The sequence below is a fragment of the Nocardia sp. NPDC004860 genome (assembly GCF_040609015.1).
Classification (GTDB): domain Bacteria; phylum Actinomycetota; class Actinomycetes; order Mycobacteriales; family Mycobacteriaceae; genus Nocardia.
On sequence record NZ_JBEXJI010000006.1, the window covers coordinates 290,262 to 308,627 of the forward strand.

Consider the following 18,366-nt stretch of genomic DNA (forward strand, 5'->3'; position numbering starts at 1 on the left):
CTAAGTCCGGGGAGTGCGGGCGTTCAGCACGCGGGCGATGTGGGTGAGCGCGTCGGGCGAGGTCATCCGCCAGTGAGTTGCCGGAACGGCGTGGTTCTCCAGCACACCGTCGATGGCGTCGGTCCAGCTGGAGATGCCCCAGCTGCCGCTCGGATCGTCCAGGGCCGCGTGGAAATACACCAGGTCACCCTTGTAGCGGCGGGGCCGGTAGGCGCCGATGAGCGGGAAGGCCGCGAGCGCACTGTCCACGATCCTGGCGACCCGGTCCGCGCCGACCTCCGCTTCGGCATCGACCAGTCCCGGCACCTCACCGAGCAGTTCCGCCACCGGGACGGCGGACTCGGGATCGATGTCGCTCTCGAGCGAGCTGTCCAGCATGGCCAGGACCGCGACCTCCTGACCGTCGTCCTGGAGCTGCACCGCCATGGCGTGGGCGAGCACACCGCCGAGCGACCAGCCGAGCAGGTGGTACGGCCCTTCGGGCTGCACGGCGCGGATCTCGCGCACGTAGCGCGCCGCCCACTCCTCGATCGAATCCGGCAGCGGCACATCGGCGGCCAGGGTCGGCGACTGCAGACCATAGATCGGGCGATCCTCCGCCAGGTAGGGCGCCAGACCGGCGAACGACCAGGAGATGCCGCCGACCGGGTGGACGCAGAACAGCGGTGCACCCGTACCGGACGGTCGTAGCGGCAGCAGGACGGCGAACGCGGCCTCGGTGTCGACGCCGCCCGGAGCGCTCAGCGGCCCCGCGATCTCGGCGGGCGTCGGCGCGGCGAAGACCAGCACGACGGGAACCCGCTGGTCCAGCGCCTCACCGAGCCGCGTGGCCAGCCGGACCGCGAGCAGGGAATTGCCGCCCAGCTCGAAGAAGTTGTCGTCCAGGCCGACCCGGTCCACGCCCACGACCTCCGCGAACACCGCACACACAGCGGCCTCGACTTCGGTTGCGGGAGCGCGGTATTCACGCGGGACGAAGTCCGGCGCCGGCAGGGCGGCGCGATCGACCTTGCCATTGGCGTTGCGCGGCACGGCGTCCAGGCACACGAGCGCCTCGGGCACCATGTAGCTGGGCAGCAGTCCGGCCAGCCGTGACCGCAGCTGCGTGGGGTCGGCGTCGGCGTCGAGGCCGAAGTATCCGACCAGCCGCGCGGAATCGCCCGTGCCGTCGACCACGACGACCGCGTCGGTCACGCCGGGTTGCGCGCGCAGGGCGTGCTCGATCTCGGCCAGCTCGATGCGGTAGCCGCGCACCTTCACCTGGAAGTCGCGGCGCTCCACGAATTCCAGGACGCCGACATCGGCGGACCGCACCCAGCGCACCAGGTCGCCGGTGCGGTAGAGGCGCGAACCTGCCGGGCCGAACGGATCGGCCACGAACCGCTCCGCCGTCAGATCCGGACGGTCGTGGTAGCCGCGGGCCAGCTGCGCGCCGCCCAGGTACAGCTCGCCGGGGACGCCGACCGGCACCGGTCGCAGCCGGTCGTCGAGCACGTACACCCGGTTGCCCGCCTCCGGGGTGCCGATCGGCACCACGGCCTGGCGCAGGTCGGCGTCGGTGCGGAATCGGGTGACCGACACCGCCGCCTCGGTCGGGCCGTACAGGTTGTCGATCCGCGCGGCGGTCGCGGACCTGGCGCGCCGGAGCGTCTCGGCGGGCAGCGCCTCGCCGATGACCAGCACGCGGCGCAGCGACACCGGCAGACCGTCCGCGCCGGCTACATCGGCCAGCATGGCCAGCAGCGAGGGCACCAGGGTCAGGGTGGTGACGGACTCCCGGCGGATCCGATCGAGCAATCCTTCCGGGTCGTGCTGTGCGCCTTCGGGAGCCAGGACGATCCGTGATCCGGTGCGCAACGCCCACCAGAGTTCCCACACCGAGAGGTCGAAGGCCGCGGAGGTCATCCACAGCACCGAATCTCCCTCGGCGAGGCCGTATTCCGACTGCATCCAGTCCAGCTGGTGCGCGACCGCCGCGTGCGGCACGGCCACGCCCTTGGGCTTGCCGGTCGAACCCGACGTGAAGATCACGTAGGCGGGATCGGCGGGCGAGGACGGCGCGCGGCGCTCCTCGTCACGAATCGCGGTGCCCGGCAGGGTCGGATCGTCGGCGAGCGCGACGTCCAGCACAGTCGTGGAATCCGGCAGGTCGTCCGGCAGCGTCATGGTCCGGGTGGAGCTGGTGAGCACCACGGCCGGCGCGGCCGTCTCGAGGACCATCGCGGTGCGCTCGATCGGGTGCGCAGGATCCAGCGGGACATAGGCTCCGCCCGCCCGCACCACGGCGTACATGGCGATCAGCAGTTCGATACTGCGCGGAAGCGCCAGTGCCACCAGCGTTTCCGGGCCGACGCCCGCGCCGATGAGCACCCGGGCCAGCCGGTCGACCCGCTCGGCGAAGTCGCGGTAGCTCAGTGCCCGCCCGTCCTCGACGACCGCGAGGGCGAACGGGGTACGTCGCACCTGAGCGTCGAACTCGTCGAGCAGCCCGCGCGCGGGGAAGCCGCTGTCGGCCGCGTTCCAGGACCGCAGCAGGCGTTCGCTCTCCCTCTCGCCGAGGATGTCCATGTCGCCGATGGGACCGTGCGGATCGGCGATCACGCCCGCCAGCAGCCGCTCCAGGCGTTCCGCGAATCCGGCGACGGTGACCTCGTCGAACAGTGCGGTCGCGTAGGTCATGGTCGCGGTCATCCCGGCCGGGGCGCCGTCGGCGTCGTAGCGGTCCATGACCACCAGGTGCAGGTCGAACTGCGAGACGTCGGTATCGAATTCGATGGCGCCGCCCCGCAGCCCGTCCAGATCGAAGGCCGCCCGATCCTGGTTGTGGAAGGAGAAGCCGACCTGCACCAGCGGGTGACGCGCGGTCGAACGCTCCGGGTTGAGCACCTCCACCAGCCGCTCGAAGGGCACGTCCACGTGGTCGAAGGCCGCGACGTCGCGGGCCCGGACCCGCCGCAGCAGGTCGGTGAAGCCTTCGGCCGGGGCGACCTCGGTGCGCAGCACCAGGGTATTGACGAACATGCCGACCAGATCGTCCAGCGCCTCGTCTCCGCGCCCGGCGACCGGGGTGCCGACCGCGATATCGGTCGAGCCGGTCAGCCGGGACAGCAGGGCCGCGAAGGCCGCGTGCACGGTCATGAACAGGGTCGCACCGCTGGATCGGCCCAATTCGGCCAGGGCCGTGTGGGTTTCGGCGTCGATGGTGAAATCGACGCGGCGGCCGTCGGTGTCCAGCACCACCGGCCGGAGGCGGTCGGCGGGCAGGGTGAGCAGCGGGGGCAGTCCGGCCAGGGTCTCGGTCCAGAAGCCCAGCTGCCGGGAGACCAGCGAAGCGGGATCGTCCTCGGAGCCGAGCAGCTCGCGTTGCCAGACCGCGTAATCCGCGTACTGGACCGGCAGCGGCGTCCATGCCGGGGCAACGCCCGACTTGCGCGCCGCGTAGGCCGTCATGACATCGCGGGCCAGCGGCACCAGCGAGCTGCCGTCACCCGCGATGTGGTGCATGACGACCACGAAGACGTGGTCCTCGGGGGCCAGCCGGAACAGCGCCGCCCGCAGCGGCACGACCGCGGTGACGTCGAAGCCCTGGCCGATCACCTCGAGGACGGCCGCCACGACCGTCTCCTCGGTCACCGGAATCGGCTCCAGCGCAGGCAGATCCGTGGCAGCGGCGGCGGGCAGCACCACCTGCACCGGACCCGACTCGGTTTCCGGGTAGACGGTGCGCAGCACCTCGTGCCGGACCACCACGTCGGCGATCGCCGCGGTCAGCGCCGCCACGTCCAGCGGTCCGCTCAGGCGGATGGGGAGCGGGATGTTGTAGGCGGTGGAGTCCGGATCCAGGCGGTTCAGGAACCACATGCGCTGCTGTGCAAGGGAAACCGGGACCGGGCCGGTCACCGTCCGGGGCAGCAGCGGCGGGCGGGCCGGGGCGTCCGAGTCGATCGCGAGCACCGCGGCGGCCAGCGCCTCCACGGTCGAGTGCTCGAACACCGCCCGCACCGGCACCGGCACGCCGAACGCGGCGCTCAGGCGCGCGGCCAGCTGGGTCGCGGTGAGCGAGTTGCCGCCGAGCGCGAAGAAGTCGTCGGCGAGGCCGACCCGCTCCGCGTCCGCGGTGCCGAGCACGGCGGCGACCACCCCGGCGACCGTGCGCTCGGCATCGGTGCGCGGGGCCCGGAATTCGACGGTGCGGAAGACCGGCTCCGGCAGGGCTTTACGATCCAGCTTGCCGACCGGGGTGAGCGGGACGGCGTCGAGCACCATGATCGATGCGGGCACCATGTACGCGGCCAGCGAGCGGCCCGCGTGGGCCACCAGTTCGTCCACGTCGACGGTGTGACCCGGCGCGGCCACCACGTACGACACCAGCGCGACCGCGCCGGCGGCGTCGGTGTGGCCCAGGGTGACGGCGAATTCGACCGACTCGTGCGTGGCCAGCACCGCGTCGATCTCGCCGAGCTCGATGCGCAGACCGCGCACCTTCACCTGATGGTCGGCGCGGCCGACGTATTCGAGCCCGCGGCGGCCGTCCGCCCGGGCCGTCCAGCGCACCAGGTCGCCGGTGCGGTAGAGCCGCTCACCGGGCGCGCCGTACGGGTCGGCCACGAAGCGCTCGGCCGAGAGTCCCGGCCGCGCATGGTAACCGCGGGCCACGCCCGGACCGTTCAGGTACAGCTCACCGGTCACGCCGGCCGGGACCGGCCGCAGCCGGGCGTCCAGCACGACCGCCGTCATGCCCGCGGTCAGGGCGCCCAGGACCACCGGCTCGCCCGGCAGCATCGGGGCGCCGATATTGGAGGTGATGGTGGTCTCGGTCGGACCGTAGGCGTTGTGCACGGCGCGGGCGCCGGTGGACCAGCGGGCCACCAGTTCCGGGCCGAAGGACTCACCGCCGAGCGCCAATTCACGGAACTCCGGCAGCCGCTCGGGATCGAGCGTCTGCAGGACGGCCGGGGTGATGAAGGCGTGGGTGGCGCCCTCGGCGGCCATCAGGTCGGTGAGCTCCGCGCCGCCGAACACCTCGGCCGGGGTGATCACCAGGCGCGCGCCGACCGGCGTGGCCATCAGGATCTCCAGCTGGTAGGCGTCGAAACTCGGCGAGGACACCTGCAGGACGCGGGCGTCGGCGCCGAGGCGGTACCGCTCCCGCTGCGAGATCGCGACGCCCGCCACGCCGGCGTGGGTCGCGACGACGCCCTTGGGCAGACCCGTGGAGCCGGAGGTGTAGACCATCCAAGCCGGGTTGGACACCCGGACCGGACGGCGCAGCTCGCCGGGCGCGATCGGGGTCGCGTCGAATTCCCGCAGGGTGTCCAGGAATTCGGGCGCGTCGATGACCAGCCACTCGGCCGCACCGGGCAGCCGGTCCCGGCTCGCGGCGACGGTCAGGCCGAAGGTCGCGCCCGAGTCGGTCAGCATGTGCTCGATGCGGTCGGCCGGATAGTTCGGGTCGACCGGGACGAAGGCGGCGCCGGTCTTGGCGACCGCCCACACCGCGAGCAGGGTGGTGTCGGATCGCGGAATCGCCAGGGCGACATAGTCTTCCGCTCCGAGACCGCGCTCGATGAGCACGCGGGCCAGGCGCGAGGACTCGGCATCCAGCTCGCGGTAGGTGAGCTCCCGGTCCCGGTACCGCGCGGCGATATTGTCCGGGAAGCTCGCGGCGGCCTCGGCGAGGATCTCCCCGAGGGTGCGCAGCGTGACCGGCTCGGTGCCGGACCGATCCAGCAGTCCCGCGCGTTCCGACGGCGACATCAGGTCGATCTCGCCGATCGGGACGGTGGCGTCGACCGCGATCGCGCCGAGCACGCGGCCCAGGCGGCGCAGCAGACCGGCCGCGGTGGCCGCGTCGAAAAGGTCGGTGGCGTAGTTCAATTCGATGGCCAGGTGGCCGTCGACATCGGGTTCGTCGGAGACGGTGAACTGCAGATCGAAGCGGGCCACCCGGTGTTCGAAGTCGACCGGCTCCAGCACCAGGCCGGGCACCGCGTAGGTCTGCGCGCCCAGGTTCATGTAGCTCAGGACCACGGTGAACAGCGGGTTGCGGGCCTGCGTGCGGGGCACGCCGAGGGCCTCGACCACCTGGTCGAACGGCACCGTCGCGTGGTCGAAGGCGGCCAGATCGACCTCGCGGGTCTGCGCCAGCAGCGCGTCGAAGCCCAGGCCCGGTTCCGGGCGGGTGCGCAGCGCCAGGGTGTTGACGAACATGCCGACCAGGTCGTCGAGGGCGGCATTGCCGCGGCCCTCGAGCGGGGTGCCGATGGTGATGTCGGCCGATCCCGACATCCGGGACAGCAGTACCGCGAGCGCGGCGTGCCACACCATGAACGGGGTGACGTTGTGCGCCTCCGCGATTCGCTTGATCGCGGTGGCCAGACCACCGTCCAGCCGCGCCTGCACCCGGGCACCGCGCCCGGAGGCCACGGCCGGCCGGGGCCGGTCGGTCGGCAGCGGCAGCTCCTCGGGCAGATCGGCCAGCGCCTCCGTCCAGTACGCCAGCTCGCGCGGGCCGGACTGTTCCAGGACGGCCCGCTGCCAGAGCGCGTAATCGGCGTACTGCACCGGCAGTTCCGTCCACACCGGGGACTGGCCCGCGGCGCGGGACAGGTAGGCGGTGATGGTGTCGCGCAGCAGCGGATCCTCCGACTGGCCGTCGCCTGCGATGTGGTGCAGCACCACCACCAGCACGTGGCTGTGCTCGGATTCACGAATGAGCGCGGCGCGCACCGGCACCGTGGTGGTGACATCGAAGCCGCGCGCCACGAAGCTCTCGATCCAGGTGAGGTCGGCCGCGTCGGCGCCGGTCCGCATCTCCAGGGTCGGGAGCGCGCTGTCGGCGGGCAGGACCAGCTGGTAGCCGACCCCGTCCGCGTCGGCCGGGTAGATGGTGCGCAGCGTCTCGTGGCGGCCGATCACGTCGGCGAAGGCCGCGCTCAGCACGCCGGTGTCGATCTCGCCGGTGACGCGGACGGCCGCGGGCACGTTGTAGGCCGCGGATTCCGGGTCCAGGCGGTTGAGCAGCCACATCCGGGTCTGGGCCAGCGACAGCGGGATTCGCTCCGGTCGCGGCATGCGCCGCAGCGGCAGGCGCTGCCCGCCGCCGCGAATGCGGGCCGCCAGCTCGGCGACGGTCGGCGCCTCGAACAGCTGACGCACGCTCAGCTCCGCGCCCAGGGCGGCATTGGCGCGCGCCACCAGGCGCATGGCCAGCAGGGAGTTGCCGCCGCGCGCGAAGAAGTCGTCGTCGGCGCCGATGGTGACGCCGCCGAGCAAGTCCCCGATCAGGGCGGCCAGCGTGGCCTCGGTGCCCGGCGCGGGCGCGCGGTAGGCGACGGTGGCGGCGGTGAATTCGACCGGGGGCAGGGCATTCCGGTCCAGCTTGCCGACGCTGGTGAGCGGCATCTCCGCCAGCACCGCCAGGTGGGCGGGCAGCATGTAGGCGGGCAGCTGGGTGCGGGCGTGCTCGAGCACGGTCTCGGCGTCGAGCCCGGCGCCGGAGACGTAGCCGACCAGGCAGTCGGTCCCGGCGGTGTCGCGGGCCAGCAGCACCACCGCGTGCGCGACGCCGGGCGCGGACAGCAGGGCCGCCTCGATCTCGCCCAGTTCGATGCGCTGGCCGCGCAGCTTCACCTGGAAGTCGTTGCGGCCCACGTACACCAGATCACCCGTGCGGTTCCAGCGCACCAGATCGCCGGTGCGGTACATGCGCGCGCCGGGCACTCCGAACGGGTCGGCCACGAACCGGTCGGCGGTGAGCCCGCCCCGGCCCTGGTAGCCGCGGGCCAGCTGGGCACCGGCCAGGTAGAGCTCACCGATGACGCCGGTGGGCACCGGGCGCAGCCGGGCGTCGAGTACGTAGGCGCGGGTGTTCCAGTTCGGGCGGCCGATGGCGACTTCGAAATCCGGGTCGGCGTCGGAGAATTCGTGGTAGACGGTCGAGATCGCGGCCTCGGTCGGGCCGTAGGCATTGTGCACCGAGCCGCTCACCAGCTCGCGCAGCCGGCCGAGCAGTTCGACGGGCAGCGCCTCGCCGCCGGTGTGCAGGTGCCGGAACGAGCGCAGCGCGTCACCGTGGCCCTCGGCGACCAGGGCCGCCAGCACCGACGGCACGTGTTCGGCGATGGTGACGCCGAATTCGCGCATGAGCCCGGCCAGGTAGTCGAGGTCCTGGTGGCCGCCGGGACGCGGAATCACCAGGGGCGCACCGACCATCGCGGGCAGGAAGCACTCCCACACCGAGACGTCGAAGGCCAGCGGGGCGCGCTGCATGATGCGGTCGGCACGGGTGACGCCGTAACGGTCCTCGAGCCAGCGCAGCTGGTTCATGATGGCGCGGTGGCTGGTCGCGACGCCCTTGGGCAGGCCGGTGGAGCCGGAGGTGTAGAGGACGTAGGCGAGGTTGTCCGGGCGCAGCGCGCGGTGCCGGTCGGCATCGGTGATCGGCTGGTCCGAAAGACCGTCCAGGGCACCGGATTCCGTCAGCCCGGCGACGTCGAGCACGCGCACGCCGTCGAGTGCGGGCAGTTCCGCGCCGCCGACGGTGAGCACCAGGGTGGCGGCGGAGGTGCCGAGGACATGCGCGATGCGGTCGGCCGGATGCGACGGATCGACCGGCACGTAGGCGGCGCCGGCGGCCACGACGGCGTACAGCGCCACCACCATGTCGATCGAGCGCTGCGCGGTGACGCCGACGATGGCGTCCGGGCCGACCCCCGCCGAGATCAGCAGGCGGCCCAGGCGATTCACGCGCCGCGCCAGGTCGGCGTAGGCGACCCGGTCGCCCTCGAAGACGAGCGCGTCCGCATCGGGGTCCTGCGCGGCGCGGGCGTCGAGCAGCTCGGCCAGGGTCTCGGCGGGCAGCACCCGGGTGGTGGCATTGCGATCCACCAGCAGCACCCCGCGCTCGGCGCGCGCCATGATCTCCACGTCCCCGGCGGTGGTGCGCGGGTCGGCGAGCAGGGCGCGCAGCACGCGCTCGTAGGTGTCCTGGAACGCGCCGATGGTCGCCGCGTCGAACAGGTCGGTGGCGTAGGTGATGTAGACCTCGATGCCTGCGGGCCCGCCCTCGGCGTCGGTGGTCTCGGCCATGGTCCAGTCCAGGTCGAACTGGGCGGCGGTGGCGTCGACGGTGAGCGCCTCGATGGCCAGGCGGTTGAGGCGGATGCTGGGCCGGGTGTGGTTCTGCAGGGTCAGCGTGACCTGGCACAGCGGCGAATGTGCCTGGGACCGCACCGGATTCACCGCGTCGACCAGCATTTCGAAGGGCACCACGGCGTGTTCGAAGGCGGTCAGGTCGGTATCGCGGACCTGGGTGAGCAGCTCGGACAGCGACGCGTCCGGGCGCACCTCGGTGCGCAGCACCAGGGTGTTGACGAACATGCCGACCAGGTCGTCGAGGGCCTCGTCGCCGCGTCCCGCCACCGGGGTGCCGATGACGATGTCCCCGGTGCCGGAGAGCCGGGCCAGCGTGACCGCCAGCGCGGTGTGCAGCACCATGAACGGCGTCACCCGGCGGGTGGCCGCGAAATCCAGGACGGCCTTGTGCAATTCGGCGTCGAAGCGGCCGGCGAAGCCCGCGCCGCGGCCGCTGGCGACCGCCGGGCGGGGGCGGTCGGTGGGCAGGGCCAGCACGTCGGGCACGCCGTGCAGGCGCCGGGTCCAGTGCGCCAGCTGGCGCGCCAGCACCGAGCCGGCGTCGTCGGGGCTGCCCAGGGCGGCGCGCTGCCACAGCGCGAAATCGGCGTACTGCACCGGCAGCGGGGCGAGATTGGGGGTCTCCCCCGCACAGCGGGCCACGTAGGCGCTGGCGATGTCGCGGGTGAGCGGGCCGAAGGACCAGCCGTCGGCGGCGATGTGGTGTACCACCATGACCAGCAGGTAGGCGCCCGGCTCGTCGGTGAGCTCGAGCAGGCGGATGCGGAAGGGCACCTCGGCGGTCACGTCGAAGGCGGTGCGCGCCACCGCTTCCACCAGCCCGGGCAGCTCGGCGGCCGAGACCGGCTCGGGCATCAGATCGATCAGGCGGGTGCCGGCGGGCAGGACGAGCTGACTGGCCTCGCCGTCGTGCTCGGGGTAGATGGTGCGCAGCGTCTCGTGCCGGTCCACCACATCGGCCACCGCGGCCTGCAGGGCTTCGAGGTTCAGCGAGCCGGTGAGCCGCAGCGCGAACGGAATGGTGTAGCCGTCGCGGATGTCGAAGCGGTTGAGGAACCACATGCGCTGCTGTGCGATGGACAGCGGGATGCGGTCGCCGCGCTGCTGCACCGAGACCGGCGGCAGCTCGATTACGGTTTCGGCGTCGGCCGCCGAGATCCGGGCCGCCAGCCCGGCGACCGTGGCGTCCTCGAAGACCGCGCGCAGCGGAATCCGCACGCCCGCGGCCTTGCCCAGGCGCGCCACCAGCTGGGTGGCGATGAGCGAGTTGCCGCCCAGGGCGAAGAAGTCGTCGTCGGCGCCGGCCCGCTCGACCCCGAGCAGGGCGGCGAAGACTTCCGCGACGATCCGCTCCTCGGGGCCGGTGGGGGCGCGGAAGGCGGAGGCGGAGGCGGAGGCCGCCGGCACGGGCAGGGCGGCGCGGTCGAGCTTGCCGGAGGCATTGAGCGGGAGGGCGTCCAGCGGCACAAAAACAGCGGGCACCATGTAGGACGGAAGGCGCTGCGCGAGCGCTGATTTCAACTCGAAGGGCGAGATCTCCGCGCCGGGGGCGGGCACCAGGTAGGCGACCAGCTGCGGCTCCGCGCCGGCGCGGCCGGAACCGCGCACCACGACCGCCGCCTGGGCGATCGACGCCGATTCGGTCAGGGCGGACTCGATCTCGCCGAGTTCGATGCGCAGGCCGCGCAGCTTCACCTGGAAGTCGGTGCGGCCCAGGTATTCCAGTTCGCCGTTGCCGAGCCACTTCACCAGGTCACCGGTGCGGTACATGCGCTCGGAGACACCGAAGGGGTTGGCCACGAAACGATCCGAGGTGAGGTCCGGGCGTGCCACGTAACCGGTGGCGAGCTGATCGCCCGCGAGGTAGAGCTCACCGGCGATACCCGCCGGCACCGGCCGCAGTCGCGAATCCAGCACGTACACCTGGGTGTTGAACACCGGGCGGCCGATCGGCACGGTATCGACGTCCGCGTCCACGACCTGGTGATAGGTGACGTCGACGGCGGCCTCGGTCGGACCGTAGAGATTGTGCAGCTCGGCGCCGGTCAGCTCACGTAGTCGATGTGCGGACTTCGGCGGGAGAGCCTCGCCCGACGCGAACACCTGGCGCAGGCCGGTGCAGCGCGCGGCCGCCTCCTCCGCGACGAAAACCGCGAGCATGGACGGCACGAAGTGGGTGACCGTGACGCCTTCGCGGGCAATGAGTTCCGCGAGCTGGGCCGGGTCGCGGTGCGCCTCCGGCCGGGCCACCACCAGCGTGGCGCCGATCAGCAACGGCCAGAAGAACTCCCACACCGACACGTCGAAGGTGGCCGGAGTCTTCTGCAGCACCACGTCGTCGGCGGTCAGGCCGTACTCGGCCTGCATCCAGACCAGGCGGTTGACGATGGCCGAGTGCGGCACCGCCACACCCTTCGGGCGGCCGGTCGAACCGGAGGTGAAGATGACGTAGGCATTGTTCGAAGCCCGCAGCGGCGCAGCGCGATCCGCGTCGGTGATCGGCTCGTCGGAGAACCCGGTGAGGTCCAGCAGGTCGATCCGCACCTGGGCGACATCCATCGCCAGGTCCTCGCCCGAGGTCAGCACGGTGACCGGATCGGCGGTGTCGAGGATGTATTCGATGCGCTCGGCCGGGTGGTCCGGGTCCAGCGGCACATACGCGGCGCCGGCGGCGGCCACCGCGTACATGCCGACCAGCAGGTCGAGGGAGCGCCGCATGCCCAGCGCCACGCAGGAATCCGGGCCGACGCCCTCGCCGATCAGCCAGCGCGCCAGCTGCCGTACGCGCACGGCGAACTCGCTGTACGTCAGGCTCAACCCCTCGAAGGTGAGAGCGGACGCGTCGGGAGTCCGCGCCACCTGGGTCTCGAACAGCGACACCAGCGTCGCGGCGTCGCCCGCGGGCAGGTCGAGCGCGGCGGCGGTGTCGTTCCACTCGTGCAGGATCCGGGTCCGCTCGGCGGCGTCGAGCAGGTCGATGTCCCCGACCCGCACGGTCGCGTCGGCGGCCACGGCCGCCAGCACCCGGCCCAGGCGCTCGGCGAGCGCGGCAGCGGTGCCGGCCTCGAAGAGCTCGGTCGCGTAGCGCAGATTGCCGCTCAGGCCGGCCTGGTCGCCCAGCTCGCCGACCACCAGGTGCAGGTCGAATTTGACGGTCGGGTCGTCGATCTCGACCGGGGCCACGGTCAGCCCGGGCAGGGCGAAGGCCTGCGCGCCGTCCATGCGGGCCGCGTCGGTGAAGGTCAGCATCACCTGGGCCAGCGGCGGCGCCCCGGTGGTGCGGTCCACGGCCAGGGCGTCGACGATGCGCTCGAAGGGCAGTTCGGCGTGGGCGAAGGCGGCCAGGTCGGCGGTGCGCACCCGGCCCAGCAGGTCGGTGAAGGACAGGTCGGGCTCGACCTGGGTGCGCAGCACCAGGGTGTTGACGAACATGCCGATGAGGGCGTCGAGTTCGCGTTCGCCGCGGCCGCCGATCGGCGAGGCCACGGCCACGTCGGCGGTGCCGCTGCTGCGCGCCAGCAGGGCCGCGAAGGCGGCGTGCACGACCATGAACATGGTCACGCCGTGGGCCCGGGCCAGCTCGCGCAGGCCGGCGGCGACGGTCTCGTCCACCGAGAACGGCACGGACGCACCGCTATTGGCGGGCGTCGCGGGCCGGGGACGGTCGGTCGGCAGCGCCAGCTGCGGGGGCAGGCCCGCCAGGGTCGCGCGCCAGAACTCGAGCTGCTGGTGTGCCACCGAGCCCGGTTCCCGGTCGTCGCCGAGCAATTCGTGCTGCCAGAGGCTGTAGTCCGCGTACTGCACCGCCAGCGGTTCCCAGCCGGGCTCGGCGCCGGCGAGGCGGGCGGTGTAGGCACGCATGAGATCGGTGATCAGCGGCGCCAGCGAGAGGGCGTCGGCGGCGATGTGGTGCACGACGACGGCCAGCACGTATTCCGGGGACCGGTCCTCGGTCTCCTCGTCGAGTACGAAAAGCCCTATGCGCGAAGGCAGTTCGCCGGTCACATCGAATCCGGCCGAGGCGAAGGCGGCGAGCGCGCCGGTGATCTCCGCGGCGGCGACCGGCACCGGGCTCAGGCTCAGCCCGATGTCCTCCATATCCAGAATGTGCTGGTAGGGGCCGGATTCCGAGTCCGAATAGGTGGTGCGGAGGGACTCGTGGCGGGCCAGCACGTCCAGCGTGGCCTGTTCCAGCGCCGCGATGTTCAGCGCACCGCGCAGGCGCAGGACGATCGGCAGGTTGTAGACGCTGTGCTCGCCGTCCTCGGTCTCGATCCGGTTGAGGAACCACAGGCGCTGCTGGGCGGGCGAGAGCGGAATGCGGTCGGGGCGCGGCCGCGCGGCCAGCACCGGCCGGGCGGCGTCGGGGTTGGCGGCGACCAGCGCGGCCGCCAGGCCCTCGACGGTGGAGGCCTCGAAGAGCAGGCGCACCGGGACCCGGGCGCCGAGCTCGGCGCCGATGCGGGAGGTCACCCGGGCGGCGTCGAGCGAGCTGCCGCCGAGGGCGAAGAAGTCGTCGTCCAGGCCGACCCGCTCGGCGGTCAGCACCTCGGCGAACACGGTCGCGACCAGACGCTGGGCGGCGTCGACGGGGGCGCGGAAGCTCTTGGCGCGCAGCTCCGGAACGGGCAGCGCCTTGCGGTCCAGCTTGCCGCTGGAGTTGAGCGGCAGCTCGGGCAGCGCCATCAGGGCGGTCGGCACCATGTACGGCGGCAGCACCCGGGTCAGCCCGTCCCGCAGCGTCTCCGGGTCCAGGTCGACGCCGGGGGCCGCGACCACGTAGCCCGCCAGGTAGTCGCCGGAGTCGGCGGTGACGAGCCGCACCGCGGCCTGTGCCACCGCGGGCGCCAGCAGCAGGGCGCTCTCGATCTCGGCCAGTTCGATGCGCTGGCCGCGGAACTTGATCTGGAAGTCGAGACGCTCGAGGTAGACCAGCTCGCCGTCCTCGGTCCACTTCACCAGATCGCCGGTGCGGTACATGCGCTCGCCCGGCCGGCCGAAGGGGTTGGCCACGAAGCGATCCGAGGTCAGGTCGACCCGGTCGTGGTAGCCGCGGGCCAGCTGCACACCGGCCAGATAGAGTTCGCCCGGCACCCCGATGGCCACCGGGTGCAGGCGCGAATCCAGCACGAACACCTGGGAATTCCACTCCGGCTCACCGATCGGCACGGTGAGGGTGTCGGAGCTGTGCGCCTCGCGGAAGGTGATGGACACCGCGGCCTCGGTGGGGCCGTAGAGGTTGTGCATCCCGGCGTCGCTGACGGCCCAGAACGCGGTGACGGTCTCCGGCGGCAGCGCCTCGCCGATGACGAAGACCTCACGCAGCGAATCGAGTTCGCCCGCCTCGGCGTGCGCGGCGAACACCGCGAGCATGGAGGGCACGAAGTCGGTGAGCGTGACCCCGTGGCGGGCGATGGTTTCGGCGATGTATCGGGGATCGCGGTGGCCGTCTGGGGTGGCGACCACCAGGGTCGCGCCCGCGCGCAGCGGCAGGAAGTAACCCCACAGCGAGACGTCGAAGGTGGTGGCGGTCTTCTGCAGGTACACGTCCTGGCCGCGGACGCCGTACTCGGCCTGCATCCAGGCCAGCTGGTTGGCGATGGCGCGGTGGGTGACCGCGACGCCCTTGGGCTTGCCGGTGGAGCCGGAGGTGAACAGGACGTAGGCCGGGTGGTCCGGGTGCAGGACGGCGCGCCGCTCGCGGTCGCCGATCTTGGCCGCGGAGTACTCCGCCAGCTCCAGCTCGTCGAGGTGATGCAGTGGCACGTCGACGGTTTCGGGCAGGGTGAAGCCGTCGCGGCGGGTGGTGAGCACGGCGTGCGGGCCGGCGGTGGTGAGGATGTGGCCGATGCGCTCGGCCGGGTGGGACGGGTCCACCGGCACGTACGCGCCGCCGGCGCGCAGCACGGCGTACATGGCGACCACCAGCTCCACCGAGCGGGCCATGGCCAGCACCACCAGCGATTCCGGGCCGACCCCGGCGGCGATGAGATAGCGCGCCAGCCGGTTCGCGCGCTCGGAGAACTCCGCGTAGGTGAGTTCGGTGTCGCCGAAGACCAGGGCGCGCGCGTGCGGGGTGCGGGCCGCCTGCGCGTCGAAACCCTGGTGCAGGAACTGATCCGGGACGCGGGAGCCGGTGGCGTTCCAACTGGAGGTGACGTAGTCGCGCTCGCCGGCGTCGAGCAGTTCGATATCGCCCACCGGCACCGCGGCGTCGGCGGTGGCGGCGCTCAGCAGGCGGGTGAACTTGGCGCCGAACTCGCGCACCGTGTGATCGTCGAAAAGGTCGGTGGCGTAGGTGTACTGGACCCGGTAGCGGTCGCCGTCGGAGACGACGGTCAGCTGCAGGTCGAACTTGGCGATGCCCGGATCGAAGTCCAATTCCTCGGCGGTCAGTCCCGGCAGCGCGGCGGTGAGCTCGCCGAGGTTCTGCATGAACAGCGCGACCTGGAACAGCGGGTGGCGGTTGCGGGCGCGCGCCGGATTGAGCACCTCCACCAGGCGCTCGAAGGGCACGTCGCGATGGGCGAAAGCGCGCAGATCCCGGTCGCGCACATGGGCGATCAGGTCGGCGAAGGAGTCCCCGCCGCGCACCTCGGCGCGCAGCACCAGGGTGTTGACGAACATGCCGACCAGGTCGTCGAGGGCCTGGTCGCCGCGCCCGGCGACCGGGGTGCCGATGGCGATGTCGCCGGTGCCCGAGAGCCGGGCCAGCACCGCGGCCAGCGCGGCGTGCAGCACCATGAACGGGGTGGCGCGGTGGGCGGCGGCCACCCGGTCGACCGCGGCGCGCAGGTCGGCGTCCAGCACGGTCTCGAACGAGGTGCCGCGGAAGCTGGACACGGCCGGACGCGGGCGGTCCGCGGGCAGGTCGAGCTGGGCGGGCAGATCCGCGAGTTCGCTTGCCCAGAAAGCGATCTGGCGGGACGCGACCGAGTCCGGATCGGATTCGTCGCCCATCCAGGCCCGCTGCCACAGCGCGTAGTCGGCGTACTGCACGGCCAGCGGCTCGTAGGACGGCCGCTGACCCGCCTGCCGCGCCACGTACGCCAGCACCAGGTCGCGCACCAGCGGTCCGATGGAGGCGCCGTCGGCGGCGATGTGGTGGGCCACCACCACCAGCGTGTGGTCGCCGGGACCCGAGCGCAGCAGCCGGGCGCGCAGCGGCACCTCGGCGGTGACGTCGAATCCCTGTGCGGCCAGCGCCAATACCGTCGCGGCCAGCTGGTCCTCGGGCACCTCGCGCGGGGTCAGGTCCACCGCGGCGGCGGGCAGCACCACCTGGGCGGGGCCCTGGTCGGCGGCCGGGTAGTAGGTGCGCAACGACTCGTGGCGCTCGATGACGTCGGCGAAGGCGGCCGCCAGCGCCGCGGTGTCGAGCTCGCCGCGCAAGCGCAGCGCGAACGGCATGTTGTCCACCGCCGACGGATCGAAATCATCGGCGGCCGGGTCGTATTCGCTGCGCGCGAAGTGGTTCAGGAACCACATGCGCTGCTGGGCGGGCGAGAGCGGAATGTGGTCCGGGCGCGGCCCGGCGGTCAGCGGCGGCCGGGCCCCCGGGCCCGCGCCGTCGCCGAGCGCCGCCAGCGCGGACACGGTCGGGCGCTCGAAGAAGTCGCGCACGTCCACGGTGACGCCGAGCGACTCCCGGATCCGGGCGATGGCGCGGGTGGCGATGAGAGAGTTGCCGCCCAGGGTGAAGAAGTCGTCGTCCGCACCCACCACCGTGAGGTCGAGCAGGTCGGCGAAGATGGCCGCGACCGCCTCCTCGGCGGGAGTGGCCGGGGCGCGATAGGCGGTGGCGGTGTCGGCGAAGACCGGGTCGGGCAGAGCACGCCGGTCCAGCTTGCCGTTCACGTTCATCGGCATCTCGGGCAGGACGACCAGCAGCGACGGCACCATGTACTCGGGTACGTGCGCCCGCGCGGTGGAAAGCACCGCGGCACTGTCGATTTCGATACCGTCGGCCGCGACGACATAACCGACCAGTGCCTGCTCGCCGTTCGGGCGGGTGTGCATGAGCACGGCCGCCTGCGCGACCGCGGCGGTGCGGCGCAGCGCGGACTCCACCTCGCCGAGCTCGATGCGCAGGCCGCGCATCTTCACCTGGAAGTCGCTGCGGCCCATGTATTCCAGCTCGTCCGGGCCACCGTCCACACCGGAGACCCAGCGCACCAGATCACCGGTGCGGTACATGCGATCGCCGGACGGGCCCTCGGGGTTGGGCACGAACCGTTCGGCGGTCAGACCCGAGCGGCCCACATAGCCGCGGGCCAGCTGCGTGCCGGCGATGTACAGCTCGCCGACCACGCCGACCGGCACCGGGCGCAGATCCGCGTCGAGGACCAGCAGTTCGACATCGTCGCCGGGGCTGCCGATCGGAATGGTGTCGACATCGGCCGCGGTGACCTCGTGGGCGGTGGCCAGCACGGTGGACTCGGTGGGACCGTACACGTCGAACAGGGTCGCGCCGCTGACGCTGCGGAAGTCAGCGGCGGTTCCGACGGGGACGGTCTCGCCACCGGTGAGCAGATAGCGCAGGGAATCGGGCATGTCCTCGCCGCTGCGCATGACCTCACCCACCAGCGCGGCCAGCATCGACGGCACGAAAAAGGCCGTGGTGACCCGCGATTCGCGAATGACGCGCACCAGGTAGGCGGGGTCCAGGTGACCGTCCGGGGTGGTGATGACCAGTCGCGCCCCGGTCTGCAGGGGCCAGAAGATCTCCCACACCGACGCGTCGAAGGTGGTGCTGGTCTTGAACAGCACCGCGTCGTCCGCGGTGATCCGGAACTGCCGCTGCTGCCACCGCAGGAAGGCGACGACCGCACGGTGCGGGATGGCCACGCCCTTGGGGCGGCCGGTGGAGCCCGAGGTGAAGATGACGTAGGCCAGGTTGTCCGGGCCCGGCTGCGGCAGCTCGGGATCGTCGGCCGGGGACAGCAGCCGATCGCCGTCGACGCCGTATTCCCGTGCGTTGCGCTCGAATTCGTCGATGCGCAGCACCGGGGCCTCGACGGCGAAGGCGGGCTGGTCGGCGGTGGTGGTGAGCACCACCGCGGGCCGCGCCACCTCGAGCACGTAGGAGATGCGCTCGGCCGGGTGATCCGGATCGAGGGGCACGTACGCGCCCCCGGCTTCGAGGATGGCGAACATGCCGACCATCAGCTCGAAGGAGCGGCGCACCGACAGGCCCACCAGGACATCGGG

The 18,366-nt window shown here is 72.3% G+C and carries 1 protein-coding gene (cut by a window edge); it reads right to left on the reverse strand.

The genetic code is table 11. From position 1 onward, the window contains the following. Positions 1 to 18,366, reverse strand: partial view of a non-ribosomal peptide synthase/polyketide synthase gene (locus ABZV44_RS15735; protein WP_354836458.1) — the 3' portion only. Its footprint extends 513 nt past the window's final position; only the last 18,366 of its 18,879 coding nucleotides appear in the window; the start codon falls outside the window, past its right edge — the gene reads right to left on this strand; its stop codon occupies positions 1 to 3.